Origin of the sequence: Gordonia sp. (in: high G+C Gram-positive bacteria) (genome assembly GCF_047600565.1) — a bacterium.
In the GTDB taxonomy this organism is placed as follows: Bacteria; Actinomycetota; Actinomycetes; order Mycobacteriales; family Mycobacteriaceae; genus Gordonia.
Genome location: NZ_JASGKN010000001.1, coordinates 290,014 through 316,629, shown reverse-complemented (window position 1 = coordinate 316,629; position 26,616 = coordinate 290,014). Strand labels below are relative to the sequence as shown.

At 69.1% G+C, this 26,616-nt stretch carries 25 protein-coding genes and 1 pseudogene; 13 read left to right on the top strand and 13 right to left on the bottom strand.

Annotated features, from left to right (window positions below):
- Window positions 1-36 precede the first annotated feature (36 nt).
- Window positions 37-1,800 (bottom strand): glycerol-3-phosphate dehydrogenase, encoded by a 1,764-nt coding sequence (glpD, locus tag QM774_RS01590; protein WP_414974226.1) that lies wholly within the window; start codon window positions 1,798-1,800, stop codon window positions 37-39.
- A gap of 52 nt (window positions 1,801-1,852) precedes the next feature.
- Here glpD and glpK point away from each other — a divergent pair, with 52 nt between their 5' ends.
- Window positions 1,853-3,379, top strand: coding sequence for a glycerol kinase GlpK (glpK, locus tag QM774_RS01585; RefSeq protein ID WP_414974225.1), 1,527 nt, complete (start codon window positions 1,853-1,855; stop codon window positions 3,377-3,379).
- 18 nt (window positions 3,380-3,397) lie between these two features.
- Here glpK and QM774_RS01580 read toward each other — a convergent pair whose 3' ends face one another.
- Window positions 3,398-4,834, bottom strand: a complete 1,437-nt coding sequence (locus QM774_RS01580; RefSeq protein ID WP_414974224.1) for an MFS transporter — start codon at window positions 4,832-4,834, stop codon at window positions 3,398-3,400.
- 2 nt (window positions 4,835-4,836) lie between these two features.
- Window positions 4,837-6,234, bottom strand: coding sequence for an NAD(P)H-quinone dehydrogenase (locus QM774_RS01575; RefSeq protein WP_414976553.1), 1,398 nt, complete (start codon window positions 6,232-6,234; stop codon window positions 4,837-4,839).
- A gap of 109 nt (window positions 6,235-6,343) precedes the next feature.
- Here QM774_RS01575 and QM774_RS01570 point away from each other — a divergent pair, with 109 nt between their 5' ends.
- On the top strand, window positions 6,344-6,832 hold the full coding sequence (locus QM774_RS01570; protein ID WP_414974223.1) for a gamma-glutamylcyclotransferase: 489 nt from the start codon (window positions 6,344-6,346) through the stop codon (window positions 6,830-6,832).
- Between the two features lie 10 nt (window positions 6,833-6,842).
- Here the strand turns inward: QM774_RS01570 and QM774_RS01565 are convergent, their stop codons facing one another.
- Both QM774_RS01565 and QM774_RS01560 read right to left on the bottom strand, forming a co-directional pair.
- Window positions 6,843-8,006: an amidohydrolase gene (locus QM774_RS01565; protein ID WP_414974222.1), complete on the bottom strand. Its 1,164-nt coding sequence runs from the start codon at window positions 8,004-8,006 to the stop codon at window positions 6,843-6,845.
- Window positions 8,006-8,698: an enoyl-CoA hydratase/isomerase family protein gene (locus QM774_RS01560; RefSeq protein ID WP_414974221.1), complete on the bottom strand. Its 693-nt coding sequence runs from the start codon at window positions 8,696-8,698 to the stop codon at window positions 8,006-8,008. Before QM774_RS01560 ends, QM774_RS01565 begins: the two co-directional genes overlap by 1 nt.
- Before the next feature lie 52 nt (window positions 8,699-8,750).
- Here QM774_RS01560 and QM774_RS01555 point away from each other — a divergent pair, with 52 nt between their 5' ends.
- From QM774_RS01555 to QM774_RS01545, 3 genes are read left to right on the top strand one after another with little or no spacing between them, the layout of a single operon-like run.
- Window positions 8,751-9,560 carry a purine-nucleoside phosphorylase gene (locus QM774_RS01555; RefSeq protein ID WP_414974220.1) on the top strand — a complete coding sequence of 270 codons (810 nt, stop codon included), beginning with the start codon at window positions 8,751-8,753 and terminating at the stop codon, window positions 9,558-9,560.
- Window positions 9,560-11,083, top strand: a complete 1,524-nt coding sequence (locus QM774_RS01550; RefSeq protein ID WP_414974219.1) for a phospho-sugar mutase — start codon at window positions 9,560-9,562, stop codon at window positions 11,081-11,083. Before QM774_RS01555 ends, QM774_RS01550 begins: the two co-directional genes overlap by 1 nt.
- Entirely contained in the window at window positions 11,080-11,748 is a 669-nt protein-coding gene (locus QM774_RS01545) for a hypothetical protein (protein WP_414974218.1), read from the top strand. The genes QM774_RS01550 and QM774_RS01545 overlap by 4 nt, the downstream gene beginning before the upstream one ends.
- A gap of 14 nt (window positions 11,749-11,762) precedes the next feature.
- Here QM774_RS01545 and QM774_RS01540 read toward each other — a convergent pair whose 3' ends face one another.
- Together QM774_RS01540 and QM774_RS01535 are read right to left on the bottom strand one after the other, a co-directional pair.
- A complete protein-coding gene (locus QM774_RS01540) occupies window positions 11,763-12,671 on the bottom strand; it encodes a C40 family peptidase (protein WP_414974217.1) in 909 nt (302 codons plus the stop codon).
- Window positions 12,668-12,967, bottom strand: a complete 300-nt coding sequence (locus QM774_RS01535) for a type VII secretion target (RefSeq protein ID WP_414974216.1) — start codon at window positions 12,965-12,967, stop codon at window positions 12,668-12,670. Before QM774_RS01535 ends, QM774_RS01540 begins: the two co-directional genes overlap by 4 nt.
- Window positions 12,968-13,042: 75 nt before the next feature.
- On the opposite strand from QM774_RS01535, the gene upp reads away from it, so the two are divergent.
- Entirely contained in the window at window positions 13,043-13,681 is a 639-nt protein-coding gene (gene upp / locus QM774_RS01530; RefSeq protein WP_414974215.1) for a uracil phosphoribosyltransferase, read from the top strand.
- 79 nt (window positions 13,682-13,760) lie between these two features.
- A complete protein-coding gene (locus QM774_RS01525) occupies window positions 13,761-15,014 on the top strand; it encodes a primosomal protein (protein ID WP_414974214.1) in 1,254 nt (417 codons plus the stop codon).
- Window positions 15,015-15,020: 6 nt separating this feature from the next.
- Here QM774_RS01525 and QM774_RS01520 read toward each other — a convergent pair.
- From QM774_RS01520 to QM774_RS01510, 3 genes and pseudogenes are all read right to left on the bottom strand, one after another.
- Window positions 15,021-16,125: pseudogene (locus tag QM774_RS01520) on the bottom strand (adenosine deaminase).
- 28 nt (window positions 16,126-16,153) lie between these two features.
- Window positions 16,154-17,452: a thymidine phosphorylase gene (locus tag QM774_RS01515; protein ID WP_414974213.1), complete on the bottom strand. Its 1,299-nt coding sequence runs from the start codon at window positions 17,450-17,452 to the stop codon at window positions 16,154-16,156.
- Window positions 17,449-17,865: a cytidine deaminase gene (locus tag QM774_RS01510; protein WP_414974212.1), complete on the bottom strand. Its 417-nt coding sequence runs from the start codon at window positions 17,863-17,865 to the stop codon at window positions 17,449-17,451. Before QM774_RS01510 ends, QM774_RS01515 begins: the two co-directional genes overlap by 4 nt.
- A 197-nt stretch (window positions 17,866-18,062) precedes the next feature.
- Here QM774_RS01510 and sdhC point away from each other — a divergent pair, with 197 nt between their 5' ends.
- The 5 genes from sdhC to QM774_RS01485 all read left to right on the top strand — a co-directional run bounded on the left by sdhC (window position 18,063) and on the right by QM774_RS01485 (window position 23,135).
- On the top strand, window positions 18,063-18,470 hold the full coding sequence (gene sdhC / locus QM774_RS01505) for a succinate dehydrogenase, cytochrome b556 subunit (RefSeq protein ID WP_414974211.1): 408 nt from the start codon (window positions 18,063-18,065) through the stop codon (window positions 18,468-18,470).
- A gap of 11 nt (window positions 18,471-18,481) precedes the next feature.
- On the top strand, window positions 18,482-18,910 hold the full coding sequence (locus tag QM774_RS01500) for a succinate dehydrogenase hydrophobic membrane anchor subunit (protein ID WP_414974210.1): 429 nt from the start codon (window positions 18,482-18,484) through the stop codon (window positions 18,908-18,910).
- 15 nt (window positions 18,911-18,925) lie between these two features.
- Window positions 18,926-20,680, top strand: a complete 1,755-nt coding sequence (gene sdhA / locus QM774_RS01495) for a succinate dehydrogenase flavoprotein subunit (protein WP_414974209.1) — start codon at window positions 18,926-18,928, stop codon at window positions 20,678-20,680.
- On the top strand, window positions 20,680-21,465 hold the full coding sequence (locus QM774_RS01490) for a succinate dehydrogenase iron-sulfur subunit (RefSeq protein WP_414974208.1): 786 nt from the start codon (window positions 20,680-20,682) through the stop codon (window positions 21,463-21,465). The genes sdhA and QM774_RS01490 overlap by 1 nt, the downstream gene beginning before the upstream one ends.
- 92 nt (window positions 21,466-21,557) lie before the next feature.
- Window positions 21,558-23,135 carry a D-alanyl-D-alanine carboxypeptidase family protein gene (locus QM774_RS01485; RefSeq protein WP_414974207.1) on the top strand — a complete coding sequence of 526 codons (1,578 nt, stop codon included), beginning with the start codon at window positions 21,558-21,560 and terminating at the stop codon, window positions 23,133-23,135.
- On the opposite strand, the gene QM774_RS01480 is transcribed toward QM774_RS01485, so the two are convergent.
- The 3 genes from QM774_RS01480 to QM774_RS01470 are packed head-to-tail and all read right to left on the bottom strand — an operon-like array spanning window position 23,136 to window position 26,084.
- Window positions 23,136-24,182: a YhjD/YihY/BrkB family envelope integrity protein gene (locus QM774_RS01480; RefSeq protein ID WP_414974206.1), complete on the bottom strand. Its 1,047-nt coding sequence runs from the start codon at window positions 24,180-24,182 to the stop codon at window positions 23,136-23,138.
- Window positions 24,183-24,193: 11 nt separating this feature from the next.
- Window positions 24,194-25,219, bottom strand: a complete 1,026-nt coding sequence (gene trpS, locus QM774_RS01475; RefSeq protein WP_414974205.1) for a tryptophan--tRNA ligase — start codon at window positions 25,217-25,219, stop codon at window positions 24,194-24,196.
- A gap of 22 nt (window positions 25,220-25,241) precedes the next feature.
- Window positions 25,242-26,084: an exodeoxyribonuclease III gene (locus QM774_RS01470; protein WP_414974204.1), complete on the bottom strand. Its 843-nt coding sequence runs from the start codon at window positions 26,082-26,084 to the stop codon at window positions 25,242-25,244.
- Window positions 26,085-26,167: 83 nt separating this feature from the next.
- On the opposite strand from QM774_RS01470, the gene QM774_RS01465 reads away from it, so the two are divergent.
- Entirely contained in the window at window positions 26,168-26,602 is a 435-nt protein-coding gene (locus QM774_RS01465) for a hypothetical protein (RefSeq protein ID WP_414974203.1), read from the top strand.
- Window positions 26,603-26,616: the final 14 nt, after the last annotated feature.

The following is a 26,616-nucleotide window of genomic DNA, read 5'->3' as shown; positions in this document are numbered from 1 at the left end:
CACCAGAGACCTTCGTCCCGGCTCGGCCGGCAGGCGTCACTCGGCGGTGATCGCGGCGTCCTTCGGGACCGGAACCGGTTCGAGGATGTCGCGGCGCGCCTCCGGGGCAGCGACCCGCAGTGCGTCCGCGGACTCGTCGTCGGGCTGGGCCTGCGAGGCGATCTCGGCCTTGACGCGCGCCTGGTAGTTGTCGATCTCCCAGGCGGTCTGCTTCTTGTCCCAGCCGAGGATCGGCGCCATCAGTTCGGCCACCTCGCCGGCGCAGTCGGCGCCGCGGTGGGCGTACTCGATCGAGATACGGGTGCGTCGCGCCAGCACGTCCTCGAGGTGCAGTGCGCCCTCGTTCTGTGCCGCGTACACGGCTTCCACCCGCAGGTACTGCGGGGCCGCCTCGATCGGGTTCAGCAGCGACGGGTCGGCCTTGGCCGGTTCGAGGACCTCGTCGAGGAGCGAGCCGTAGCGGTTCAGCAGCCGGCGGACCCGGTACGGGTGCAGCCCGTACTGCTCGCCGAGATGCTCGCACTGGTTGATCAGCGCGAAATAGCCGTCCGCACCCAGCAGCGGCACACGCTCGGTGACCGACTTGCCGACCCGGTCCGGAATGAACTCGGCGGCCGCGTCGACCGCATCCGCACCCATCACCCGGTAGGTCGTGTACTTGCCGCCCGCGATGGACACCAGCCCCGGGGCGACCGCCGCGACGGCGTGCTCCCGCGAGAGCGCCGACGTCTGATCGCTCTCCCCGGCGAGCAGCGGGCGCAGACCCGCGTAGACGCCCTCGATGTCGTCGTGGGTCAGCTGGGTGACCAGTTCCTGGTTCACGCGTTCGAGCAGGTAGTCGATGTCCTTACGGGTGGCCGCCGGGTGCGCGAGATCCAGATTCCAGTCGGTGTCGGTGGTGCCGATGATCCAGTGGGTCTCCCACGGGATGATGAACAGCACCGACGTCGGGGTGCGCAGGATGATCGCCGTCTCGCTGACGATCCGGTCGCGCGGCACCACGATGTGCACACCCTTGGAGGCACGGACGGTGAAGTGGCCGCGATTGCCGGAGAGCAGCTGCACCTCGTCGGTCCACACGCCGCCGGCGTTGATCACCGCGTGCGCCTTGACCTCGGTGGTCTCGCCGGTCTCGGTGTCGCGCAGCTTGACGCCCATCACCCGATCGGCCTCCTTGAGGAAGCCGACGGCCTGCGTGGAGGTGCGCACGACGGCGCCGTAGTGGGCGGCCGTACGGGCCAGCGTCATGGTGTGGCGGGCGTCGTCGACGACGGTGTCGTAGTAGCGGATGCCGCCGACCAGGGCGTCACGCTTGAGGCCCGGCGCCACACGCAGTGCGCCGGCCCGGGTGACGTGCCGCTGGCCCGGCACCGACTTGGCACCGCCCATCCGGTCGTACAGGAAGATGCCGGCGGCGATGTACGGGCGCTCCCACACGCGGTGGGTCAGCGGGAACAGGAACGGCAGCGGCTTCACCAGATGCGGGGCCAGCAGGCTCAGCGACAGTTCACGCTCGCGCAGGGCCTCACGCACCAACCCGAACTCGAGCTGCTCGAGGTAGCGCAGGCCGCCGTGGAACATCTTCGACGACCGGCTGGAGGTGCCGGACGCGAAGTCGCGGGCCTCCACCAGCGCGACACGCAGTCCGCGGGTGGCCGCGTCGAGGGCGGCACCGGCGCCGACGACGCCGCCACCGATCACCACGAGATCGAACTGCTCCTCCCCGAGTCGTCGCCATGCATCGGCGCGCTGCGCCGGTCCGAGATCCGCTGTTCCACCCTGAGTCTTCTCCGTCGTCACGCGGGCAAGCCTACCCTTCTTCGTTGCCAACCTCGCATGGCACACTTGCGGCGTGACCGCCTCCGACAGAGACCCCGCCAAGCACAAGTACGTCGTCGCCATCGACCAGGGGACCACGTCGACGAGAGCGATGGTTTTCGACCGTGCCGGGCAGGTGATCGCCCGCGAGCAGATCGAACACAAGCAGGTGTTTCCGCAGGCAGGATGGGTGGAACACGATCCGATCGAGATCTGGCGCAACACGCGGCGGGTCGCCGGTGCGGTGCTGGCGGCCGGCGAGGTGGCCGGCGAGGAGATCGCCGCGTGCGGCATCACCAATCAGCGTGAGACGACCGTCGTCTGGGACAAGCACACGGGTCAGCCGATTCACAACGCGATCGTGTGGCAGGACACCCGCACCGACGCCCTGTGTGACGAACTGGCCGGCGACGAGGGCGTGGACCGGTACCGGCAACGCACCGGTCTGCCGCTGTCGACGTACTTCTCCGGCCCCAAGATCCGCTGGCTGCTCGACAACGTCGACGGCGCCCGGGAGCGGGCCGAGAACGGCGACCTTCTGTTCGGCACCATGGACACCTGGCTGGCCTGGAACATGACCGGCGGCGTGTACGGCGGCGACCATGTCACCGACGTCACCAACGCCTCGCGCACCATGCTGATGAACCTGCGGACGCTGGACTGGGATCCGGAGATCTGCGCCGACTTTCAGATCCCGGTGTCGATGCTGCCCCGGATCCATTCCAGCTCCGAGATCATCGCCCCGATCCACATCCCCGGACCGTCGACCGGGGTGCCACTGGCCGGCATTCTCGGCGACCAGCAAGCCGCGATGTTCGGCCAGGCCTGCCTGGAGCCCGGCGAGGCGAAGAACACCTACGGCACCGGCAACTTCCTGCTGCTCAACACCGGCACCGAGCCGGTGTTCAGCGATCACGGGCTGCTCACCACCGTCTGCTACCGGCTGGGTGACGAGCCCGCCCGGTACGCGCTGGAAGGGTCGATCGCGGTCACCGGCTCACTGGTGCAGTGGGTCCGCGACAACCTGGGGCTGATCCGGCACGCCGCGGACATCGAACCGCTCGCCGCCGAGGCGAAAGACAACGGCGGCGTCTACTTCGTGCCGGCCTTCTCCGGCCTGTTCGCGCCGCGCTGGCGGCCGGACGCGCGCGGTGTGATCGTCGGTCTGACCCGGTTCGCCGACAAGCGTCACATCGCCCGGGCCGTCCTCGAGGCCAGCGCCTATCAGACGCGGGAGGTGATCGAGGCGATGGAGGCGGACTCCGGCGTCGCCCTGACCACCCTCAAGGTGGACGGCGGCATGACGGTCAACGAGCTGCTGATGCAGTTCCAGTCCGACATCCTCGACGTGCCGGTGGTCCGGCCGGAGGTCAACGAGACCACCGCCCTGGGCGCGGCGTATGCGGCCGGGCTGGCCGTCGGCTTCTGGGAGAGCACCGACGACATCCGCACCAACTGGGCCGAGGGCGCCCGGTGGACGCCGTCGATGGCCGACGAGGAGCGGGTGCGCCTGTACTCGGAATGGAACCGGGCCGTCACCCACTCCTTCGACCTGGCCTGACGCGGGCGACGCGCCTGCTCAGGGCGCGAGGTGGAACCGGCGGGCGACCGTGAATTCGCGCAACGCGATCACCACGGCCAGCAGCCCGATGACCGCGTACCCGTAGCTGAGTACCCGGGCCGACCCGAGGATTCCCGGCCCGCCCAGCGCCACCAGCAGGCCGGCGAGCGCCGACCCGAAGGCCGTCGCGATCAACTGCGAGGTGTTCATGCCGGCCGACTGCTTGGCGACCTCCTCGGGAGCGGCGGGCACCTTCATGCCGGCGGTGAGCCAATGGCACATCGCCATGCCGATACCCAGGCCCGCCACGAACAGCGTCGCGAACCACCCGACGCGGAGCGCGACGCCGGGATCGGGCCACTGCAGCAGCCCGTAGCCCAGGAGACCCACCGAGACGATCAGCGGTCCGGCGACCCGCGCGATCCGGGTCTGGCGTTCACCGGTGAGATTGGAGCTCAGCAGGGAGCCGACCGTCCAGCCCCAGGAGATCGCCGCCCCGAGGAAACCGGCGACGAGCGGCGAGAGGCCTCCCAGGCGCTGACCGAAGAGCGGAATGAACATCTCGATGGTCCCGGCGAGGGCCAGCACCGCGATCGATGCGTAGATCCAGCGCAGCGGCGACACCCCGCGATAGGTCGACGCCGGCAGCACCCGCGCATCGGCCTCGCGTTCCTGCGCGATGAACCCGACGCCGCAGATCACGGCGAGCACGACCAGACCGCCGATCGCGAACGGTGAGGACACGATCGAGGCGATCGAGACGAGGAGTGCGGTCGCCGCCAGGAGTGCCAGCGCGAGCCACCCGATCCCGTCACCGGGGTCGTCGGCCCGTGCCTGAGCCGGTAGTGCCCGGAGCGTCAGGATCGCCAGTCCGAGAGCCACGACGCCGAGCAGGACGAACGCGCCGCGCCACTGACCGATCTGGGCGAAGAAGCCGCCGATCACCGGACCGAGCAGGTTGCCGACACCCCACATCGCCGACATGAGCGCGACCGCACGCTGCCACAGCTGCTCGGGCAGCACCAGGCGCAGCACCGCGAACCCGAGACCGGCGAGCAGTCCGGCCGCCGCGCCCTGGACGCCGCGGGCCACCAGCATCACCGGCATGTTCGGCGCGGTCGCGGCCGCGAAGGTGCCGAGCGCGAAGACACCGAATCCGGTGAGGTAGGCGAGGCGGCCGCCGAGCCGGGCCAGTGCACGGCTCACCAGCATGGAGCTGATCACCGCGGCGACCACGAACACGGTCATCGTCCACGCGTACAGGCTCTCCCCACCGATCTCCCGCACCGCGCTGGGCAGCAGACTGGTGGTGACGTAGGTGTTCGTCGCGAACAGGCCGACACCGCCGGCCATCACGATCATCGGGGCGCGGTGGGTGTGATCGAACAGCTCACGCCAGGTGCCCAGGGCTCCGCCGGCCGACGATCCGGTGCCCGGCGCTCCCGGTTCGGCCACCGTCAGTCGAGGTCGTCGTGGCGCACGAGCTGGCGGGCGGCCTCGGTGATGGAGCCGGACAGCGACGGGTAGACGCTGAAGGTGTGGGCGAGCTTGGACACCTGCAGTTCGTTCTCGACGGCGATCGCCAGCGGCAGGATCAGCTCGGAGGCGTTCGGCGACACGATGACGCCGCCGATCACCACACCGGTCTGCGGGCGGCAGAAGATCTTGACGAAGCCGCGGCGCAGGCCGCTCATCTTGCCGCGCGGGTTGGTGGTCAACGGCAGCATGACGGTGCGGGCCGGGGTCTCACCGGAGTCGATCGAGTTCTGCGAGACGCCGACGGTCGCGATCTCCGGGCGCGTGAAGATGGCCGACGCCACCGTCTTGAGCCGCAGCGGGCTCACACCCTCGCCGAGGGCGTGATACATCGCGATACGGCCCTGCATGGCGGCCACCGAGGCCAGCGGCAGCAGGCCGGTGCAGTCGCCGGCGGCGTAGATGCCGGGCACCGAGGTGCGCGAGACGCGGTCGACGGCGATGTGACCGGAATCGGTCACCGTCACACCGGCCTCCTCCAGACCCAGATCCTTGGTGTTCGGGATGGCGCCGACGGCCATCAGCGCGTGCGAGCCGGTCACGGTGGCACCGTCCGCCAGCTCCACCAGAACGCCGTCGCCGGTGTTGGTGACCTTGTCGGCGCGGGCATGCTTGATGAGGGTGACGCCGCGCTCGGAGAAGGCCTCCTCGAGCACCAGGGCGGCGTCTTCGTCCTCGTGCGGCAGCACGCGGTCACGGCTGGACACCAGCGTGACCTTCACCCCGAGTTCGGTGTAGGCGTGCACGAACTCCGCGCCGGTGACGCCCGAACCGATCACGACGAGATGCTCGGGCAGCTCGTCGAGGTCATACAGCTGACGCCACGACAGGATCCGGTCGCCGTCCGGCTTCGCGTCGGGCAGTTCGCGGGGCGAGGCACCGGTCGCCAGCAGCACGACGTCGCCGACGAAGGTGGCCGTCGACCCGTCCGGGTGGGTGGCGAGCACCTCGTGCTGCCCGGGGCTGGCCTTGGCGATCGAACCGCGGGCGTTGACGATCGCCACACCCTCGCTGACCAGGCGGGCACGGATGTCCGCCGACTGCGCGTGCGCCAGATCCTTCACCCGCTGGTGGATCTGCGGGAGCGTCACGAAGGTGTCGTCCACGGAGATGTTGATCCCCAGGTCGACGGCCTTTCGGACCTCGGTGCGGATACCGGTCGACGCGATGAACGTCTTGCTGGGCACACAGTCCCAGAGGACACAGGCACCACCGATGCCGTCCGAGTCGATGACGGTGACGTCGGCTCCGTAGGCCGCGGCGGCCAGGGCCGCCTCGTAGCCGCCCGGTCCGCCGCCGATGATCACGATCCGCGCCACGCTGCGATCTCCTGTTCTCATGAGGGGCTGTCTCACGTCCCAAACTATCCCCTCGCCGCGCGCGGCGTGCGGTTCCCCTCCCCGCCCCCGAGGGCTTAGGCTGAGCGCCGTGCCCATCTATGCCGCCTACGCGTCGAACATGGACCCTGCCCAGATGCTGGAGCGGGCACCTCACTCACCCATGTATTCGACCGGCTGGCTGTGCGGATGGCGACTGACCTTCGCCGGTGACGACATCGGCTGGGAGGGGTCGCTGGCCACGGTCGTCGAAGACGACGACCCGGACGCCAAGGTGTTCGTGGTGCTCTACGACGTGCCCGACGAGGACACCGCGAACCTGGACCGCTGGGAGGGCACCGAACTGGGCGTCCACCGCAAGATCCGGGCACGGGTGGAGACCGTCGAGGGTCCGGTGCTGGCGTGGCTGTACGTGATCGACGGCTACGAGGGCGGTCTGCCGTCGGCCCGCTATCTGGGCGTGATGGCCGACGCGGCCGAGGTCGCCGGGGCGCCCGCCGACTACATCGAGCGGCTGCGGCTGCACGAGGCGCGCAACGTGGGTCCGGGCCCCGAGGAACCCCTCGAAGACCAGAGCTGACCAGCGCTGATCAGTCCCGGTCGCCGTAGAGGACGGCACCGGCGAGAGTGGCGACCCCGACCCCGAGCGCACGTTCGTCGAGATCGAAGGTGGGCGCGTGCAGGTCGTGCCGCGGACCCTTCCCCGACCAGACGCCGAGCCGGGCCATCGCCCCGGGCACGTGTTCGAGATACCAGGCGAAGTCTTCGCCGCCCTGCGACTGCGGGGTGTCGACCTCGGCGTCCGGATCGATGGCGACCACGGCCCGGCGCAGCCCGGTGATCGCGTCGTCGTCGTTCACGACCGGCGGCACGCCACGCACGTAGGTGAGGTCGTGGGAGGCGCCGTACGGGGCGAGCAGTTCCCCGATGATGCCTCGCAGCAGCGGTTCGAGCCCGGCCCACACGTCGCGATCACCGGTCCGGATGGTGCCGCGCAGCCGGCCTTCCTGCGGGACCGCGTTCGACGCATCGCCCGCGTGGACCGCGCCCCAGCCCATCACGGTGCCCGAGCCCGGCGGCAGGCGGCGCGTCAGAATCGCCGGCAGGCCGGTGATGACCGCCCCCATCGCGTACACCAGGTCCACCGTCAGGTGCGGTCGCGACGTGTGGCCGCCCGGCCCGTGCACCACCACTTCCAGGAAGTCGGCGGCCGAGGTGAGCGCACCGGTCCGCAAGCCGACCGTGCCGACCTCGAGATGCGGATCGCAGTGCAGGGCGTAGATCCGCTCCAGGCCGTCGACCGCGCCGGCCTCGATCGCATTTAGCGCACCGCCCGGCTGCACCTCCTCGGACGCCTGGAAGATCAGGCGGACGCCGAAGGGAAGATCGTCGACCGTCGACAGCAGACAGGCCACACCCAGCAGAACAGCGGTGTGCGCGTCGTGCCCGCACGCGTGCGAGACGCCCTCGACCGTGGACGCGAACGGCAGCCCGGTCTGCTCGGGGATCGGCAGCGCATCCATGTCGGCGCGCAGACCGATGCGCGGCCGGTCCTCGGGCCCGAGATCGCAGACGACGCCGGTGCCGGTGGGCAGCACGGTCGGGTTCAGGCCCGCGCCGGTCAGCACGTCGACCACCTTCGCCGTGGTCTTGAACTCGGCCCTCGACAGCTCGGGGGCGGCGTGGAGTTCACGGCGCCACGCGACCACACGGTCCAGATTGGCGGCGAGCCAGTCGTCGATCAGCCGGGACATCAGAGGAGCGTCGGCGGCGTCTTGACGTTCAGGTCGTCCAGCAGCGGCTGACGGAGTCCACGCTTGATGACGCCGACGTTGGGGTTCACGATGGTGCGCGCCTGCGCGATCTCGTGGGCGCGGCTCAGCAGCGATTCGGCCGGCACGGCCTCCTCGACGATGCCGGCGGCCTTCGCGTCGTCCGCGCCGTAGCGGCGGCTGGTCAGCATGGCCTCGGTGGCCGTGGCATCCGGGACACGGGTGCGGACCAGCGCGGCCATGCCGCGGGTGAACGGCATGCTCAGCGCGGCCTCGGGCAGCGACCAGAAACCGCGCTCGGTGCGCATGATGCGGTAGTCGGCGCACAGCGCCAGCATGGCTCCGGCACCGAAGGCGTGACCGTTGATCGCGGCGATCGTCGGCGCGGGCGCCGCCAGGAGCTTCGCGTACACCTGGTGCACGTCGTCCAGGTACGACGGCAGCTTGGCGAACTCGGCGGCCACGTAGTCGGTGTCCAGGCCGTTGCTGAAGAACTTGCCGGTGGCCGTCACGATGATCGGCTTGGCGGCGGCGATCGCGTCGTCGAGGACCTTCTGGACCTCGGTGATCCAGTCGACGCCGAACCTGTTCTCCGGGTTCTTCTCGTCCAGTTCCACGCCCTCGGTGCCCAGGTAGACCTCGGCGGCGTCATCGGTCAGCTTCAGGTACGGCATGGCAGAGACTCTATCGCTGCCCGCGGGTCGGGGACGTCCTAGGGTGAAGGCCATGGATCCCACCGAAGACCCGGACGCCGCCGCCGTCGCCGCGGCGGCCGCCATCGCCGCCGAGACCGACTGCCGCAAGCACGACGTCGCGATCGTCCTGGGCTCGGGCTGGGCGTCGGCCGCCGACGCGTTGGGAACCGCACTCACGTCGGTGCCGATGCGCGCGATTCCCGGCTTCACCGCGCCGTCGGCGGCCGGTCACGGCGGCACCGTCCTGTCGGTCCGGGTCGGCACCACCCGGGTGCTGGTCCTGCTCGGCCGGATCCACGCCTATGAGGGCCACGATTTGGCACGCGTCGTCCATCCGATCCGCACCGCGGCCGCCGCCGGCTGCTCGACGGTGGTGCTGACGAATGCGGCCGGCGGGATCCGGCCCGGACTGGCGGTCGGCGACGCCGTGCTGATCTCGGACCAGATCAATCTGACCGGACGGTCGCCGCTGCGAGGCGCGACGTTCGTGAACATGGTGGACGCGTATTCGCCGCGCCTGCGGGAACTCGCGCGCAGCGTCGACGGATCGCTGACCGAGGGTGTGTACGCGGGACTGCCGGGGCCGCAGTACGAGACGCCGGCGGAGATCCGGATGCTCGGGGTGCTGGGCGCCGACCTGGTGGGCATGTCGACGGTGCACGAGACGATCGCCGCCCGCGAAGCCGGCTTGGAGGTCCTCGGCTTCTCCCTGGTGACCAACCTTGCGGCCGGTATCACCGGTGAGCCGCTCGATCACGCGGAGGTGCTCGCCGTCGGGGCGCAGTCGGCCACCCGGGTGGGCGAACTGCTCGGCGAGATCGTCGAACGGATCTCGCACTGATGGCTCTCGCCTTCGGCACCGCGGGTCTGCGCGGCCCGCTCCAGGACGGCCCCGACGGCATGAACGTCGCCACCGTCACCCGCGCGACCGCCGGGCTCGCCGCCTGGCTGACCGCGCACGGGCACGCCGGGCAGACGGTGGTCGTGGGGCGCGACGGCCGGCACGGGTCGCCGGAGTTCTTCGCCGCCACCACCGAGGTCCTGGCGGCGGCCGGTTTCGCCGTCCTCGCCCTGCCCGATCCGGGGCCCACTCCCCTCGTCGCGTTCGCCTGCCGCCGCCTGGGGGCCGCGGCCGGCGTGATGATCACCGCGTCGCACAACCCTCCGCAGGACAACGGCTACAAGGTGTACCTGGACGGCGGGGCGCAACTGATCGGTCCGGCCGACCGCGAGATCGAAGCATGCATCACCGCCGCCCCGGACGCGGCGGCCGTGCCGCGCACCACGGTGCCGTCCGATCCGCGGGCCGCCGCCGTCCGCGACGACTATCTGTCGCGTCTCGACGAACGGTTCGGCGCGCCGGTCGCCGGCGGCATCCGGGTGGCCCTCACCGCCATGCACGGCGTGGGCGGCGCCCTGGCCGTGGACGCCCTGCACCGCAGCGGGATCTCCGACGTCGTGGTGGTGGACGAACAGTTCACCCCGGACCCGGACTTCCCGACCGTCGCGTTCCCCAACCCGGAGGAGCCCGGCGCCACCGACCTGCTGCTGGCCCTGGCCGCCGAGAGCGACGCCGATCTGGCGATCGCCCTCGATCCGGATGCGGACCGGTGCGCGGCCGGTGTCCGCGACGGCGACGGGTCGTGGCGGATGCTCACCGGCGACGAGACCGGTGCCCTGCTCGGGAACGCCGTCCTCGACGAACACGACCCGGCAGCCGATCCCCGGCCGGTGGTGGCGTCGTCGATCGTGTCCGGAACCCTGATGGACCGTCTCGCCACCGTCCGCGGCGCGGACGCGCGACGCACCTTGACCGGATTCAAATGGCTGGTCCGGGCTGGTGAACCCCTCGTCTACGCCTACGAGGAGGCTCTCGGACACTGTGTGGACCCGGAGGCGGTCCGCGACAAGGACGGGATCAGCGCAGCGGTCGCCCTGGCGCGACTCGCCTGCCGGTGCGCGGCGGCGGGCCGCACGCTCGGCGACGCTCTCGAGGACCTGATGTCCCGGTACGGGCGGCATGTGACGGCGCAGCGCGCGATCCGCGTCGACGACACCGCCCGGATCGCGGCGATCATGGCCGGGCTGCGGGCGGAACCGCCCGCCGCGATCGCCGGCATCCCGGTGACGCTGCACGACTACCTCGATGCCGCCGACGGTCTGCGCACGGACGCCGTCGAACTGACGGGATCGTCCGGTGAGATGAACCTGCGGATCGTCGCGCGTCCTAGCGGGACGGAACCGAAGCTGAAGTATTACGGTCAGTGCAGCGAAGAGCCGGGCGCCGCTCCCGCGGACCTGCCCGGACTGCTTGCGCGGGCGCTCGCCGAGCTGCCCGACGGCGTCACCAGGAGAAACGCATGACCAACCCCTACGGTCCCGGCAACGATCCCCGATTCCAGCCCGGGTACGGCTACACCGATCCGCAGGAGTATCCGGTCGCCCCGGCCGGCTATCCGGCCCCGCAGCCTCCCCAACCTCCGCAGAAGCCCGACCGCACCATGGCGTGGCTGCTGGGCGTGCTCGGCCTGATCGTGCTGGTGGCGGCCGGTGTGGTGGTCGCACTGCTGCTCACCAGGAACAGCGACAAGAACACCCAGAATTCGGCGACCACCCAGACCCAGGTGGTGGTGCCCGGCCAGACCGTCACCCAGACGCAGACGCAGACCGTGGCGCCGCAGGACACGGGATTGCAGCCCAGTGAACCGCAGTCGGTGTCGGGTGCCGACGGCCAGGGATTCATGTCCGGGCCCCGCTGCAACGCCTCCGACGATCCTGCGATGTTCATCGGCCGCACCAGCGAGTCCAAGGTCGTCGTGTGCCAGGTCGGCAGCCAGACGGGCCGCTACTACTACAAGGGCGACCGCGACGGCGACACCATCGAGATCGGCTACCCCAGTCGCAGCGGTTCGACGTTCACCGCGGTCAACGGCAACACCGTCTACACGGTCTCCCCGAGTTCACTGACGATCACCGAGGACGGCGCCACGATCGCCACCGAGCCGATGGTCGAGTCCTGGGTGCGCTGACCGAACACTGCTGATCAGTTGGGCCGGTAGAAGCCTTCGAAGGCCATGTCCATGTTGGTGGTGCGGACCGGACCGACCTGGACCGGATCGCCGGCTTCCACCATCTGACCGTTCCCGATGTACATCGCGACGTGGCCCGACCAGACGGCGAGGTCGCCGGGTTGCAGGTCGGCCTGGGAGACGGCGAAGCCGGCGGTGTCCTGTTCCTGGGCGAGACGCGGCAGTTCGAGGCCGGCCTGCTGATAGGCCCACTGGGTGAGGCCGCTGCAGTCGAAGCCGGCCGGCGTCGTGCCGCCCCACACGTAGGGAACACCCTGCTGGCTCAGGGCCGCCTCGACGGCCGTCGCCGCCCGCTCGTTGGGCGCGTAGGCGATCGAGCCGTCGGGCAGGGTGATCGGGACCCGGCCCGGTTCGGACGAGAACCGGTGCCCGGGCGCCTGGTGACGGCCGAGCCCGGCGGCGTCGCCGGCCAGGTCGTCCTGCGTCCGCTCGACCACATCGAGGCCGCGGGCGAGATGGTCCATCGCCAACGGCACCAGCACACCCAGAGCGGCCGGGCTGAGGGCCGGCGCGGCGGCGTTCGCGGCACTGATGAACGAATCGACCAGCCGGTTCAGCTCGGTATGGGCGGCCTGGACGCGTCCGGCCGCCCGATCGATGACGCCGGCGATCCCGAGGCCGTCCTGTCCCGCCGTGCGGTCGTCGGCCGACGAGGTGACGGCACGGGCGGTGGCGGCGTCGCCGCCGGACCCCTGCCAGCCGGCGGCAGCCGCCGCCGGGACTCTCGCCGCCAGGTCGCCGGCCTCCTCGAGCGCCGCCGACGATGCGGCGAGCTGCTGCGACGCCCCGCCCGGCGGCAGCACCCCGGTTCCCAGGACGGTGGTCAGCATCCGCAGGGGCGCGATCAGGAAGTCGAAGGTCATGACCGCACCCCGGTGGCGTTCGCGACGTCGGCGGCCGCATACCCGGCGGCCCCGGCGGCGGTGGCCGCGGCCTGCCCGGCGTGACCGCTCGCGAGCGTGTCGAGTCGGGATGCGCGGGAACTCATCGTCGCCGACAGGGTCGCGAGGAACGGTGCACCGATCACCCCGAACGTGGGCGCCAGGAGTGCGGCGTCGAAGCGTTCGGCGACGGCGCGTTCGGTGATCGTCGCCGCGGCGCTGCCGTGCGATCCGGCGATGGTGGTCAGGGACTGGGTGTCGACGGTGACTGGCTTCATGACGTTTGGACGCGCCGGACGGCCGATCGGTTCCACCAGCGCGCCCGGGCGTGCCGCACGCTCTACGCTCAGACGATGGATTCGCTGGAGCTGACGGTCACCACCCATCCGCTGACGCTGGCGCGGCTCACGCAGCTCCGGGACGAACGCACCGGTGACGCCGAGTTCCGGAACCTGCTCACCAGGGTGAGCGAGATGCTGATCTACGAGGCGTTCGCCGACCAGCCGACGACGCCGGTCACCGTGCAGACCCCGGTCGGCCGGGCCGACGGGGTGGAACTGACCGAGGCTCCGATCTTCGTGCCGGTGCTGCGCGCCGGACTCGGCATGCTCGACGCGGCGCTGCGCATGGTCCCCGAGGCCCAGGTCGGGTTCGTCGGCGTCAAACGCGACGAGGCCACCGCCCAGCCGGTCGAGTACCTGGTGTCGCTGCCGGACTCGCTCGCCGGGCGGCGCGTCTACGTGATCGACCCGATGCTGGCGACGGCGGGATCCCTGCTGCACACCCTCGACATCGTGGACCGTCGCGGCGCCACCGATGTGACCGCGGTCTGCGTGGTCGGAGCACCCGAGGGAATCGAGGCGCTGCGCCGGTCGGGCCGCCGGCTGCGGCTGGTGATCGGCGCGGTCGACGACCACCTGAACGAGGACTCCTACATCGTCCCCGGGCTCGGCGACGCCGGCGACCGCCAGTTCGGTCCCCGCAACATGTGAGCGCGGCGAATCGGACCTTCCGGCACGGATTGCGGACTGCGCATTGATCGGCGGACGCACTGCCGGTACGCTCATGCGCATGGCCGGAGACATCGTCCCCATCGAACTCGGACTCACCGAAGGCAACCTGTTCACCCTGTGGGCTCCCCGTTGGCGCGAAGGCGACGACGAGTGGGAGGCCTTCCTCGGGCTGGACGAGGACCTCTACGGGTTCCCCAGTGTCGCGGAGCTGACCGCGTTCGTCCGGACGGACGACGACAACGACCTCGCCGACCACCCTCAGTGGGACACCGTGAAGGCGCTCAAGGCCGACGAGTTCGTGCCCGACGACAAGCACACCTACGACCTGGTGGGCGTGCCGGAGCTGGCCGCCGAGGACCCGACCCCCGAGGTGGTCGCCGAACTCGAGGACTCCCTCGAGATCGCGCGCATCATCGGCGAGGTCTGCGAGCTGGCGCCCGTCGTCAAGTTCTTCACCGCGAACCCGATCCTGGGCGCGGTCACCGTCGGCACCGATAACTTCCGCGGCCGTGAGGGCGTGGACCTGTGGGTCCGTATCGGCCGTCTGATCGCCAAGGGGTGGGACGACGTCATCGACGCGCTCGACGACGTGGTCAGCACCCCGAAGGTGGACAAGAAGGCCGTCACCGTCGCCGAGGACGAGCTGGACGCCGCCGCCTCGGCCGAGGACGAGGACGAGCCGGACTTCGATCCGGTCGACCCGCTGGTCGATGAGGACGAGGACGACGATCTGGTCGACGAGGACGAGGATGACGAGGACGACTCGTTCTGGGGTCAGGTCGGCATCGACCCGATCCGGATCTTCACCGACGACGGCGAATATCTGACCCTGCGCTGCTACCTCGGCGACGATCCGGTGTTCCTGGGCAAGAGCGGCACCATCTACGGCTTCAGCTCCGAGCGGGCGCTCACCAAGTTCCTGGCGAGCTCCAGCGATCACGATCTGGCTCGCGTCTCCACCTTCGACGAGGTGCAGTCGGCCGCTGAGACCGGCGACGTCGACTACGACGTGCTGCCGGAGAACACCTATGCGCTGCCCGGTATCGCCGAGGACATCCTCGACGGCCCACGCCGGGTGGACGGCAAGCAGCTGGATCTGGCGGCCGAGCTCTTGACCAATGCCGCCGACTTCGCCGACCTCGACACCGTAGACGAGGCACTGCGCACCACCACTCCGCTGGGCTGGTTCGTCGATTACGCGATCAAACCCGATCCGGAGCGTCTGGCCCCGTCGGGCCCGTTCGACAACGAGTCCGAGGCCTGGCGTGCACTGGTCGCCGACTTCGAGGGGCGTCTGGTCCGACGCGGCTGAGTCGCGTCAGTCCATCAGGACCGCGAAGCCGGGCTTGATCACGTCGTCGATGAGCGCGATGCGTTCGTCGAAGTGCAGGAACGCCGACTTCATGGCGTTCACGGTGAACCGCTCGAAGTCGGCCCAGCCGTAACCGAACGTCTGGTGTAGCAGCAGGAATTCGCGGCTCATGGACGTCGCACTCATCAACCGGTTGTCGGTGTTGACGGTCACCCGGAACCGCAGGCGAGCCAGCACATTGAACGGATGCTCGGCCAGGGACGGCACCGCACCGGTCTGCACGTTGCTGCTCGGGCACAGTTCCAGCGGAATCCGCTTGTCCCGCACATAGTGCGCCACCAGCCCGAGCTGGGCGCCGTCGAAGCTCTCGTCGGCGGGGGACGCGCCGGCGGGCAGCACCACATCGTCCATCACCCGCACCCCGTGGCCGAGCCGCTCGGCCCCGCAGAACGCTACCGCCTCGTGAATGGACGGCAGACCGAACGCCTCGCCGGCGTGGATGGTGAAGTGGGCGCACTCACCGCGTAGATAGTCGAAGGCGTCCGAGATGCCGGGACGGCGGGTTGCCGGCCTCGGCACCGGCGATGTCGAAGCCGACCACCCCGCGATCCCGGTACTTCACGGTCAGTTCGGCGATCTCCCTCGACCGCGCGGCGTGCCGCATCGCGGTGAGCAGGCAGCGCACGACGATCGGGCGGCCTTCCCGCCGCGCCGCGGCCTCGGAGTCCGCGAAGCCTGTCAGCACCGCCTCGATCACCTGGTCGAGGGTCAGCCCGTTCTCGGTGTGCAGCTCCGGGGCGAACCGGATCTCCGCGTAGACGACGCCGTCCGTCGACAGATCCTCTGCGGCCTCGAAGGCCACCCGCTGCAACGCCGACGCCGACTGCATGACGCCGACGGTGTGGGCGAACGTCTCCAGATACGTCTCCAGCGATCCCGAATCGGCGGCCTCGGCGAACCAGCGGGCCAGTGCGTCCGCGTCGTCGGCGGGCAGTTTGTCGTAACCGGATTCGCGGGCCAGGTCGAGGACCGTCGCGGGCCGCAGTCCCCCGTCGAGGTGATCGTGCAGCAGAACCTTCGGAGCCAGCCGGCAGTCGTCGAGGGTGATCATGCTCCCGACGGTAACCCGGCCCAGCGCGTCACGCGATACGGCCGCGCACCCTCGTCGGGGCGGGGGCGGTCTCGGTGCGGCTGACGGTCACCGCGCCGGCCAGCCGCTCCAAGGCGCGGTCGAATCGGGAGGGGTCGTCGGCGTGCAGGGTCAGCAGCGGGGCGCCCTTCGTCACGGGATCCCCGATGCCGGCGTGCCAGGTGACTCCGGCACCGGCGCTCACCGCCGCACCCGGCGTCGACCGTCCGGCGCCGAGTTCCCACGCGGCCAGGCCGACCGCGAGGGCGTCCAGGTGCGCCAGCCACCCGGACTCGGGCGCAGCCACCACCTGCCGGTGGGCGGCCTGCGGGAGGTCGGCGTCGGGGTCGCCGCCCTGGGCCGCGATCATGGCGCGCCAGGCGTCCATGGCCTGTCCTCCGGCGAGATGGTCGGCGGGATCGACGTCGGGAAGTCCGCCCGCGGCCAGCATCTCGCGCGCCAGCGCCAAGGTCAGTTCGACGACGTCACCGGGTCCCCCGCCGGCCAGCACCTCGACCGATTCGGCCACTTCGAGGGCGTTGCCGGCGCTGCGGCCCAGCGGCACCGACATGTCGGTGAGCAGCGCGACGGTGTGCACGCCGGCATCGGTGCCGAGGTCGACCATGGTGCGGGCCAGTACCGCGGCGTCGTCGTAGGAGGTCATGAAGGCACCGGATCCTGCCTTGACGTCCAGGACGAGGGCCTGCGTGCCCTCCGCGATCTTCTTGCTCATGATCGAGCTGGCGATCAGCGGGATCGACGGCACGGTGCCGGTGACGTCGCGCAGGGCGTACAGCTTGCGGTCGGCGGGCGCGAGGTCGTCGGAGGCGGCGCACACCACCGCCCCGACGGATTCGAGTTGCTCGCGCAGTTCGCCGGGAGTCAGGGTGGCGCGCCAGCCCGGAATCGCCTCGAGCTTGTCCAGGGTGCCCCCGGTGTGGCCGAGCCCGCGGCCGGACAGTTGCGGCACGGCGAGCCCGTAGGAGGCGATCAGCGGGGTGAGCGGCAGGGTGATCTTGTCGCCGACTCCACCGGTCGAATGCTTGTCGACGGTGCGCAGCGATGTGCCGTTCCGGGTGAGACCGCTCAGGTCCATCCGGGTTCCGGAGGCGACCATCGCCGCCGTCCAGTCCGCGATCTCACGGCGGTTCATGCCTCGCTGCAGGATCGCCATCGCCAGCGCCGCCATCTGTTCGGGGGCGACGTCGCCGCGCGTGAAGCCGTCGAGAACGGTCCGGATCTGCTCCGTGGACAGCACGCCGCCGTCGCGCTTGGCGACGATGATGCTGACCGGGTCGAGTGCGCTCATCGACGGCCGCCGTCCCGCACCCGGGCGAGGTCGGCCGGACCGAACGCCTCCGGCAGGAGTTCGGCGAGCGCGCGCGGGTGGTCCGCACCGTCGATCAGGAGGCCGTCGCCGCCGATCTCGAGCAGCACCTGACGGCACCGTCCGCACGGGGTGAGCACGTTGCCGTCGGCGTCGCACACGCTCACCGCGCGAAGCCTTCCGGCCCCGCTGGAAACCGCCGCCGAGACCACCGACACCTCCGCACACACACCGAGACCATATGAGACATTCTCCACATTGCATCCGGTCACGATGTGGCCCGATTCACTCACCGCTGCGGCACCGACCGAAAAGCCCGAGTACGGAGCGTATGCCCTGGTCATCACGTCATGTGCGGCCTCACGCAGAGCGCCGAAGTCGATTTCCGAAGACATGACAACTCCTCTTTCCCGGAATCATTAAAGGTAAGGCAAACCTAAATCCCCTCAGGGGCTTCGGTCACATTGTTATGGCAATTTACGACAACGCTCACGGGGGGTTTAGAGTCGAAGGCATCGGGTCCAGGGTCGGCACCGTCGTGTCCTCCCGGAGATCCTCGTAGATGTCGACACTCTGGAGGCGAAGGCAAGCGATGAGCACCCCCACCGAGGTCGCACCGGAGCCGGTGCGCAAACGCTCCCTCTATCGCGGGGACCCCGGCATGTGGTCCTGGGTGATGCAGCGCATCACCGGCGTCACCATCTTCTTCTTCCTCTTCGTGCACGTCCTCGACACCGCGGTCATCCGCGTGAACGAGAACACCTACACCGAGATCATCAACACCTACAAGACCCCGATCATCGGCCTCATGGAGATCGGTCTCGTCTTCTGCGTGCTGTACCACGCCCTCAACGGCATCCGGATCATCCTGGTCGACTTCTGGTCCAAGGGCCCGAAGTACCAGCGCCAGATGCTCTGGGTCGTCCTGGGCGTCTTCGCCGTCACGTTCATCGCCATGGCTGCGCGGCTGCTGCAGATCATGATCCAGCACGCGTTCTAGGGAGCTGACACATGACTACTGAAGCCAAGACCCTGGGGACCGACTACGACCGCCCCGCCAGCCTGGACAACCCGCGCAGCCCGCGGGCCCACAAGGGCGGCAACTTCGAGAAGTACGCGTGGCTGTTCATGCGCTTCTCCGGCATGGCGCTGGTGATCCTGGCGCTGGGCCACATCTTCATCATGCTCGCCTGGGACAACGGCGTGCACCGGATCGACGCGTCGTTCGTCGCCGAGCGCTGGAAGCAGCCCTTCTGGCAGATCTGGGACCTCACCATGCTGTGGCTCGCCCAGCTGCACGGCGGCAACGGTGTGCGCACGGTGATCGCGGACTACTCGCGCAAGGACTCGACCCGTTTCTGGCTGAACGTCCTGCTCGGTATCTCGATGATCCTGGTCCTGACGCTCGGCACCTACGCGCTTCTCACCTTCGGCTCTTAAGGAGACTTCCCCCTCATGCAGGAACACCGCTATGACGTCGTCATCGTGGGCGCCGGAGGCGCCGGGATGCGCGCGGCCATCGAGGCCGCTCCGCGCGCCCGCACCGCGGTTCTGACCAAGCTGTACCCGACTCGCAGCCACACCGGCGCGGCCCAGGGCGGCATGTGTGCCGCACTCGCCAACGTCGAAGAGGACAACTGGGAGTGGCACACCTTCGACACCGTCAAGGGCGGTGACTACATCGTCGACCAGGATGCCGCCGAGCTGATGGCCAAGGAGGCCATCGACGCGGTGCTCGACCTGGAGAAGATGGGTCTGCCGTTCAACCGCACCCCGGAGGGCCGGATCGACCAGCGCCGCTTCGGCGGCCACACCCGCGATCACGGCAAGGCCCCGGTCCGTCGTGCCTGCTACGCCGCCGACCGCACCGGCCACATGATCCTGCAGACGCTGTACCAGAACTGCGTCAAGCACGACGTCGAGTTCTTCAACGAGTTCTACGCGCTCGACCTGAACATGACGACCGACGAGAACGGCGAGCCCGTCGCCAACGGCATCGTCGCCTACGAGCTGGCCACCGGCGAGATCCACGTCTTCCACGCGAAGTCGATCGTGTTCGCCACCGGCGGCAGCGGCCGCATGTACAAGACGACGTCCAACGCCCACACCCTCACCGGTGACGGCATGGGCATCGTCTTCCGCAAGGGCCTGCCGCTGGAGGACATGGAGTTCCACCAGTTCCACCCGACAGGTCTGGCCGGTCTGGGCATCCTCATCTCGGAGGCGGTCCGCGGCGAGGGCGGCATCCTCCGCAACGTCGACGGCGAACGCTTCATGGAGCGCTACGCCCCCACCATCAAGGACCTCGCCCCGCGTGACATCGTCGCCCGGTCGATGGTCACCGAGGTGCTGGAGGGCCGCGGCGCCGGCCCGAACAAGGACTACGTCTACATCGACGTGCGCCACCTCGGCGAGGACGTCCTCAACGAGAAGCTGCCGGACATCACCGAGTTCTCCCGCACCTACCTCGGTGTGGACCCGGTGACCGAGCTGGTGCCGGTGTACCCGACCTGCCACTACGTGATGGGCGGCATCCCGACCACCATCACCGGCCAGGTGCTCGCCGACAACGAGCAGGTCGTCCACGGCCTGTACGCCGCCGGCGAGTGCGCCTGCGTGTCGGTGCACGGTGCGAACCGTCTGGGCACCAACTCGCTGCTCGACATCAACGTGTTCGGTCGTCGCGCCGGGATCGCCGCCGCCGACTACGCCAACACCCACGAGTTCACCGAACTCGAGGAGCAGCCGACCGCGATGGTCGACGAGTGGCTGGCCGGCCTGCTGTCCGAGCACGGCAACGAGCGCGTCGCCGACATCCGCACCGAACTGCAGCAGACCATGGACAACAACGCCGCGGTGTTCCGCACCGAGGCCACGCTGACCCAGGCGCTCAACGACATCCACGCGCTCAAGGAGCGCTACAACCACGTCCGCGTGCACGACAAGGGCAAGCGTTTCAACTCCGATCTCCTCGAGGCCGTCGAGCTGGGCTTCCTGCTCGAGCTGGCCGAGGTGACCGTGGTCGGCGCGCTCAACCGCAAGGAGTCGCGCGGCGGTCACGCCCGCGAGGACTACCAGCAGCGTGACGATGAGAACTACCTGGTTCACACCATGGCGTACAAGAAGGGTAAGGGCCTGATCACGGACATCGATCTCGATTACAAGCCCGTGGTCTTCACCCGCTACGAGCCGATGGAGCGTAAGTACTGATGACTGCCACACTCTCGCGCGACAACGCCACCAGCGAGCCGCCGCTGCCTCCGGTTCCGGAGGAAGCGGTGATGGTGACGCTGAAGATCTACCGGTTCAACCCGGAGAACCCCGACGCCCAGGGCTTCGAGAGCTTCCGTGTCCCGGCACTGCCGACCGACCGCCTGCTCAACCTGCTCCTCTACACGAAGGGCTACCTGGACGGCACCCTGACGTTCCGCCGCAGCTGCGCCCACGGCGTGTGCGGCAGCGACGCCATGCGGATCAACGGTGTGAACCGCCTGGCCTGCAAGCTCCTCATGCGGGATCTGCTGCCCAAGGACTCGTCCAAGGAGATCACCATCACCATCGAGCCCATCAAGGGTCTGCCGGTGGAGAAGGATCTCGTGGTCGACATGGAGCCGTTCTTCGACGCGTACCGCGCGATCAAGCCGTTCCTGATCACCACGGGCAACGAGCCGACCCGTGAGCGCATCCAGTCGGCCAAGGACCGCGCCCGTTTCGACGACACCACCAAGTGCATTCTGTGCGCGTGCTGCACCACCAGCTGCCCGGTGTTCTGGAACGAGGGCTCCTACTACGGTCCGGCCGCGATCGTGAACGCTCACCGCTTCATCTTCGACAGCCGTGACGAAGGCGCCGTCGAGCGTCTGGACATCCTGAACGACATGGACGGTGTGTGGCGCTGCCGCACCACCTTCAACTGCACCGACGCCTGCCCTCGCGGCATCCAGGTCACGCAGGCCATCCAGGAGGTCAAGCGCGCTCTGATGTTCTCCCGCTAGAACTTCTCTGCAGCCCCGGAAACACGCCCCCACCGCTGAGCGGTCGGGGCGTGTTTCGTCTTTTCCGGGCGCCGGTAGACTTCCGGATCGTTATGCGTGTCACAGCCCTGCCCCGAGTCCTGTCCACCGTCGCACTGGCCGCGTCGCTCGCCGTCGCCCCGGTGGGCCTCGGGGCGGCGGGAGCCGATCCGATGGCGCCGACGGTGGCACCGACGTCGGAGGTGACCGCCGGTGTGCCCGCGGAGCCCACACCGGTGACCGACGACTGCCCGCAGAAGACGGGCACCCCGCCGGCCGTGGACGACTCGGAGGTGGTGCAGCCGTGGGACACCACGCCCAGCCCGCTGCCCGTCCCGACCCCGCCGGTCGGCGGTCCGCGGATGGCCGAATGCGGTGTGGTCAGCGATGCGGCGGCCGGACCGGTGCCGGCGAATCTGACGTCGTCGGCATGGCTGATCGCCGACCTGGACACCGGCGAGATCATCGCCGCCAAGGATCCGCACGGCCGCTACCGTCCCGCGTCGACGATCAAGGTGCTGCTGGCACTCACCTACCTGAACACGCACCCCGATCTAGACAAGGTGGTGACCGCGAACGTCCGCGACTGGTCCATGGAGGGCGACATGTGCGGTGTCGGGCCCGGCGGCCGGTACACGATCCGCGACATCCTCAGCGGACTGATCGTGGTGTCCGGCAACGACTGCGCCAACATGATCGCCCGCGAGCTGGGCGGCTTCGATCAGGCACTGGCCAAGATGAACGCCACCGCCGCCTCGATCGGCGCGAAGGACACCCGGGCCGCCACCCCGTCGGGGCTGGATGCACCCGGCATGTCGACCTCGCCGTACGACGAGGCGACCATCTTCCGGGCGGCGATGGCCGACGAGGAGTTCCGGCACATCATCACGCTGCGGAACTACGACTTCCCCGGCTATCCGGGCGACGAGTCCGCCGGGATCCCCGCCCGTCCGGGCTACACGATGGTCACCTCGAACGTGATGCTGCGCGACGGCACCGTCCCCGGCATGATCGGCGGCAAGACCGGGTACACCGACGACGCCAAGAAGACCTTCGTGGGCGCGATCGAGCGGAACGGCCGCACGCTCGTCATCGTCCAGATGTACGGCCTGTCGGAGGCCGGCAACGGCTACGACCAGCAGGCGATCCGGATGATCGACTACGGCTTCGCAGCACCCAAGGGCACGACCGTCGGCGAGCTGGGTGAGCCGAAGCGGGCCGACGGGGCGACCGGTGCGGACCGGGCGTCGAACACCTGGTGGATCGTGCTGCTCTCGCTGCTGGGCGTCGGCGTGCTCGGCGGGCTCGCCTACCTGCTGCTGTCCCGCCTGCGCGGCCGTGAGAAGGGTGTCCGGGGCGAGCCCGCGGAAACCTCGGCGGAGTCCGGTGAGACGGAGCAGGATGACAGCGAGGCCGGTGACACCGGTTCCACTGACACCGAGGAGTCCGAGGACATGCCCGTAGACGGTTCGAATGCAGATGAACTGGGCGACGACGCCCTGGCCGCCGATGCCGAGGACTCGGTGACCGAGGGCCGCGAGAACGCGGCGTCCGCCGCCGATCCGGACACCCAGGACACCGATCCGACGGACGAGATCGCACAGGCCGACGCCGACAACGTCGACGCCGGTGAAGACGGCTCGGACGACTGACTAGCGGCGCCGCGACCGGCCGAGCAGTCCCCCGAGGAGTGCGCCCAGGCCGGCGGCGGTGAGCAGACCGCGAGCACTGGCCGTGGCGGTCGGCGTCTCGTAGACCGGCGCCAGCACCACTTCCTTCGGCTGGATCTGTTCGAGGGCCTTCTCCCGGCGGCGGGAGGCGGCCTCCTGCTGGTCGTCGAGGATCCAGAACGGCTCGTTGGCCGGATTCGAGGCCGTCCAGGCGGCGGCGTACAACAGGATCCGACTGGCGAGGTACGCGAACACCATGATGCCGATGATCGGGCCGAACGCGATTCCGGCCGGACCGCCCAGCACCTTCTCGAGGTAGACGCTGCCGACCTCTTTGAGGACTTCGAAGATCAGGGCGCACACCAGTGCCGAGGACCGGACCACCGACCACGGGATCTTCTCCAGCGGCAGCTGCGACAGCACGATCGTGAGCAGCGCCCAGGTGGCCAGCACCGAGACCAGGCGGGAACCCCACTGCACGATGAAGACGCGGACGCCCTCGGAGGCGAACGTCATGTGGTCGGCCAGCAGATGAGCGATCGGCCCGCTCGCGGTCGCGCCGAGGAGCAGGGTGACCAGCAGGAGTGCCCCCAGACCGAAGAACAGGCCCAGGTCGATCAGTTTCGATGTAAGGAAGCGACGTTTGACCCGGCCGCCCCACATCTCGGTCAGACCTTCACGGACCTGACCGATCCAGCCGATTCCGGTGAAGGCGGCACCGGCCAGACCGAGGGTTCCGACCGCGGCACGCGAGTTGATGGCCGAATGGATGACGTCGGACAACGTGTGCCCCATCTCGCCGGGCACGTTCCGCAGGATGGCGTCGATGATCTGTTCGACCAGCTCCGGCCGGCTCGCCAGCACCACGCCGGTGATGGCGAAGGTGACCATCAGGATCGGGACCAGCGCCAGGATGCCGCTGAACGTGATCGAGGCGGCGTACACGTTGCCGCGGCGTTCGTTGTACCACTTCTGCATGGCCAACAGCCGGCCGAGCGGCGGGCCGAAGAACTTCTTGAGGGCCGTCATGCCACCCGACGCTACTTGGTCGGCGCCAGGAATCCGACCTTGTCGTAGACGTCGGCGAGCGTCGTGCCGGCCACGTCCCGCGCCTTCTCGGCGCCGTCGGCGAGGATCCGATTCAGTTCGGCGCGATCGTCGAGGTATTCGTCGACCTTGCCGCGCAGCGGCGTCACGAAGTCGGTGAGGATGTCGGCGGTGTCGACCTTGAGGTGGCCGTACTGCTTGCCCTCGTAGGAGGCGACGATCTCGTCCATGTCGCGGCCGGTCAGAGCCGCCTGGATGGTGAGCAGGTTGGAGACGCCGGGCTTGGTCTCACGGTCGAAGGCCACCACGGTCTCGGTGTCGGTGACCGCCGACTTGATCTTCTTGGCCGACGTCTTCGGGTCATCGAGCAGATTGATGAGTCCCTTGTCCGAGTCGGCGGACTTACTCATCTTGGCGGTCGGATTCTGCAGGTCGTAGATCTTGGCGAACTCTTTGACGATGTACGGCTTGGGCACCGTGAAGGTATCGCCGAATCGGGAGTTGAAGCGCTGCGCCAGATCGCGGGTGAGCTCCAGGTGCTGGCGCTGGTCCTCGCCCACCGGTACCTCGTCGACCTGGAAGGCCAGGATGTCGGCGGCCATCAGGATCGGATAGGTGAACAGGCCGACGCCGGCGGCGTCCTGGCCGCTCTTGGCCGACTTGTCCTTGAACTGGGTCATCCGGCTGGCCTCGCCGAAGCCGGTCAGACACGACAGCACCCACGTCAGCTGCGCGATCTCCGGCACCTGCGACTGCACGTAGAGGGTCGCCCGTGACGGATCGACACCCAATGCCAGCAGCTGGGCGACCCCGCTCAGGGTCCGTTCGCGCAGTGCCGCCGGATCCCACGGCAGCGTGAGCGCATGCATGTCCGGGATGAAGTAGTAGACGTCGTCGAAATCGTCCTGCAGAGCCACCCACTGGCGGACCGCACCCAGGTAGTTGCCGAGATGGAACGAGTCGCTGGTGGGCTGGATCCCGGAGAGGACCCGCCGGTGCTGCGGGGTGGAGGCGGTCATGGGTTCATTCTTCCAAACGCGGTCAACGGGAAAAGACGACGGTCACGGGTGCGTGGTCGGACCAGCGCAGGTCGTAGGCGTCGGCACGGTCCACCCAGGTCTTCTCCACCCGCTGCGCGAGGGCCGGGGTGGCCAGGTGGTAGTCGATACGCCAGCCGGCGTCGTTGTCGAAGGCCTTGCCTCGCCACGACCACCAGGCGTACGGGCCGGCGACGTCGCCGTGGTGTTCGCGGGCGACGTCCACCCAACCCCCGGCCAGCCGGGCCGCCACCCATTCGCGTTCGTGGGGCAGGAATCCCGAGTTCTTCAGGTTGCCCTTCCAGTTCTTGATGTCCCGCTCGTCGGGGGCGATGTTCCAGTCACCGGCCACCACCGCGTGCCGGCCGGACTGCAGGAGTGTGTCGAGGTACGGGCCGAAGGAGGTCATGAAGCGGAGCTTCTCCTCGTACTTCTCCACGTCCTTCTTCTCGTCGGTGAGGGCGGCACCGGAGGGCACGTACACGCTGGCGGCGGTCACCTGCTGCTCGCCGTCACCGAAGTCGGCCTCGATGTAGCGTCCGAGGGTGTCGAACTCGTCGTCGCCGTAGCCGATGCGGACGTCCGACGGTTCGGTGCGCGACAGGATCCCGACACCGGCCCGGCCCGCCTGCGAGGACGCGGTCATCGCCAGGTGCCAACCGTCGTCGAGGGCCGGGGCGAGCGCCTTCCGGGCGGTCTTCTCGTCGGCGCGGATCTCCTGCAGCAGCACCACGTCCGGGGCCTGGCGCGCGAGCCACGGCAGCATTCCGGGGTTGTTCTCGTTGCGCTGCTTGACCGCCGCGCGGATTCCGTTGACGTTGATGCTGGTGATCTTCAAGGACGGCACAGGCACCTACGGTAGCGGCCGTCGATCCACAACCATCTCGCGAACCCCTGGATAGCGAGAGCCCGTCCTGGTTGTCTTTCAGCATGCTCAATACGTTGGCCCAGATCAGCACGGCACTCGGCGGCTTCTCGATCATGATCGCGATGTTCGCGCTCCTCAAAGAGCGGCGGACGGAAAACCTCGCCAACCTCTTCTACCTGCACCAGTACCTGGCACAAGAGGAGTTCAGCGCGGCACGCAGGCGCGTACGCACATCCATGTATTCGAAGCCGTACGACGAGTGGTCGACTGACGACCTGATCGCAGCCAACCGAGTGTGCACATGTTACGACCAGGCGGGCCTCCTCCTCGGTGTCGGCGCCGTCAACAAGAAGACGGTTCAGCAGTTCTTGTCGACATCATGGGGAGAGAGCATTCTGCGATCAATACGAGCTGCTCGCGCCGTATCTGGACGCGAATCAAACGCCGACCAGAACGGGTCGGGAGTTCTTTCACCACTTCGGAACGCTCTACACTGAAGCCAAGATCTTCC

What these genes read in the sequence shown, in the direction of transcription:
- QM774_RS01565 (WP_414974222.1), bottom strand. Translation starts at nt 8,006, where the DNA reads ATGTCCCGGCTGATCGACGACTGGCTCGCCGCCAATCTGGACCGTGTG.
- QM774_RS01560 (WP_414974221.1), bottom strand. Translation starts at nt 8,698, where the DNA reads ATGCCGTACCTGAAGCTGACCGATGACGCCGCCGAGGTCTACCTGGGC.
- QM774_RS01555 (WP_414974220.1), top strand. Translation starts at nt 8,751, where the DNA reads ATGGATCCCACCGAAGACCCGGACGCCGCCGCCGTCGCCGCGGCGGCC.
- QM774_RS01550 (WP_414974219.1), top strand. Translation starts at nt 9,560, where the DNA reads ATGGCTCTCGCCTTCGGCACCGCGGGTCTGCGCGGCCCGCTCCAGGAC.
- QM774_RS01545 (WP_414974218.1), top strand. Translation starts at nt 11,080, where the DNA reads ATGACCAACCCCTACGGTCCCGGCAACGATCCCCGATTCCAGCCCGGG.
- QM774_RS01540 (WP_414974217.1), bottom strand. Translation starts at nt 12,671, where the DNA reads ATGACCTTCGACTTCCTGATCGCGCCCCTGCGGATGCTGACCACCGTC.
- QM774_RS01535 (WP_414974216.1), bottom strand. Translation starts at nt 12,967, where the DNA reads ATGAAGCCAGTCACCGTCGACACCCAGTCCCTGACCACCATCGCCGGA.
- upp (WP_414974215.1), top strand. Translation starts at nt 13,043, where the DNA reads ATGGATTCGCTGGAGCTGACGGTCACCACCCATCCGCTGACGCTGGCG.
- QM774_RS01525 (WP_414974214.1), top strand. Translation starts at nt 13,761, where the DNA reads ATGGCCGGAGACATCGTCCCCATCGAACTCGGACTCACCGAAGGCAAC.
- QM774_RS01515 (WP_414974213.1), bottom strand. Translation starts at nt 17,452, where the DNA reads ATGAGCGCACTCGACCCGGTCAGCATCATCGTCGCCAAGCGCGACGGC.
- QM774_RS01510 (WP_414974212.1), bottom strand. Translation starts at nt 17,865, where the DNA reads ATGTCTTCGGAAATCGACTTCGGCGCTCTGCGTGAGGCCGCACATGAC.
- sdhC (WP_414974211.1), top strand. Translation starts at nt 18,063, where the DNA reads ATGAGCACCCCCACCGAGGTCGCACCGGAGCCGGTGCGCAAACGCTCC.
- QM774_RS01500 (WP_414974210.1), top strand. Translation starts at nt 18,482, where the DNA reads ATGACTACTGAAGCCAAGACCCTGGGGACCGACTACGACCGCCCCGCC.
- sdhA (WP_414974209.1), top strand. Translation starts at nt 18,926, where the DNA reads ATGCAGGAACACCGCTATGACGTCGTCATCGTGGGCGCCGGAGGCGCC.
- QM774_RS01490 (WP_414974208.1), top strand. Translation starts at nt 20,680, where the DNA reads ATGACTGCCACACTCTCGCGCGACAACGCCACCAGCGAGCCGCCGCTG.
- QM774_RS01485 (WP_414974207.1), top strand. Translation starts at nt 21,558, where the DNA reads ATGCGTGTCACAGCCCTGCCCCGAGTCCTGTCCACCGTCGCACTGGCC.
- QM774_RS01480 (WP_414974206.1), bottom strand. Translation starts at nt 24,182, where the DNA reads ATGACGGCCCTCAAGAAGTTCTTCGGCCCGCCGCTCGGCCGGCTGTTG.
- trpS (WP_414974205.1), bottom strand. Translation starts at nt 25,219, where the DNA reads ATGACCGCCTCCACCCCGCAGCACCGGCGGGTCCTCTCCGGGATCCAG.
- QM774_RS01465 (WP_414974203.1), top strand. Translation starts at nt 26,168, where the DNA reads ATGCTCAATACGTTGGCCCAGATCAGCACGGCACTCGGCGGCTTCTCG.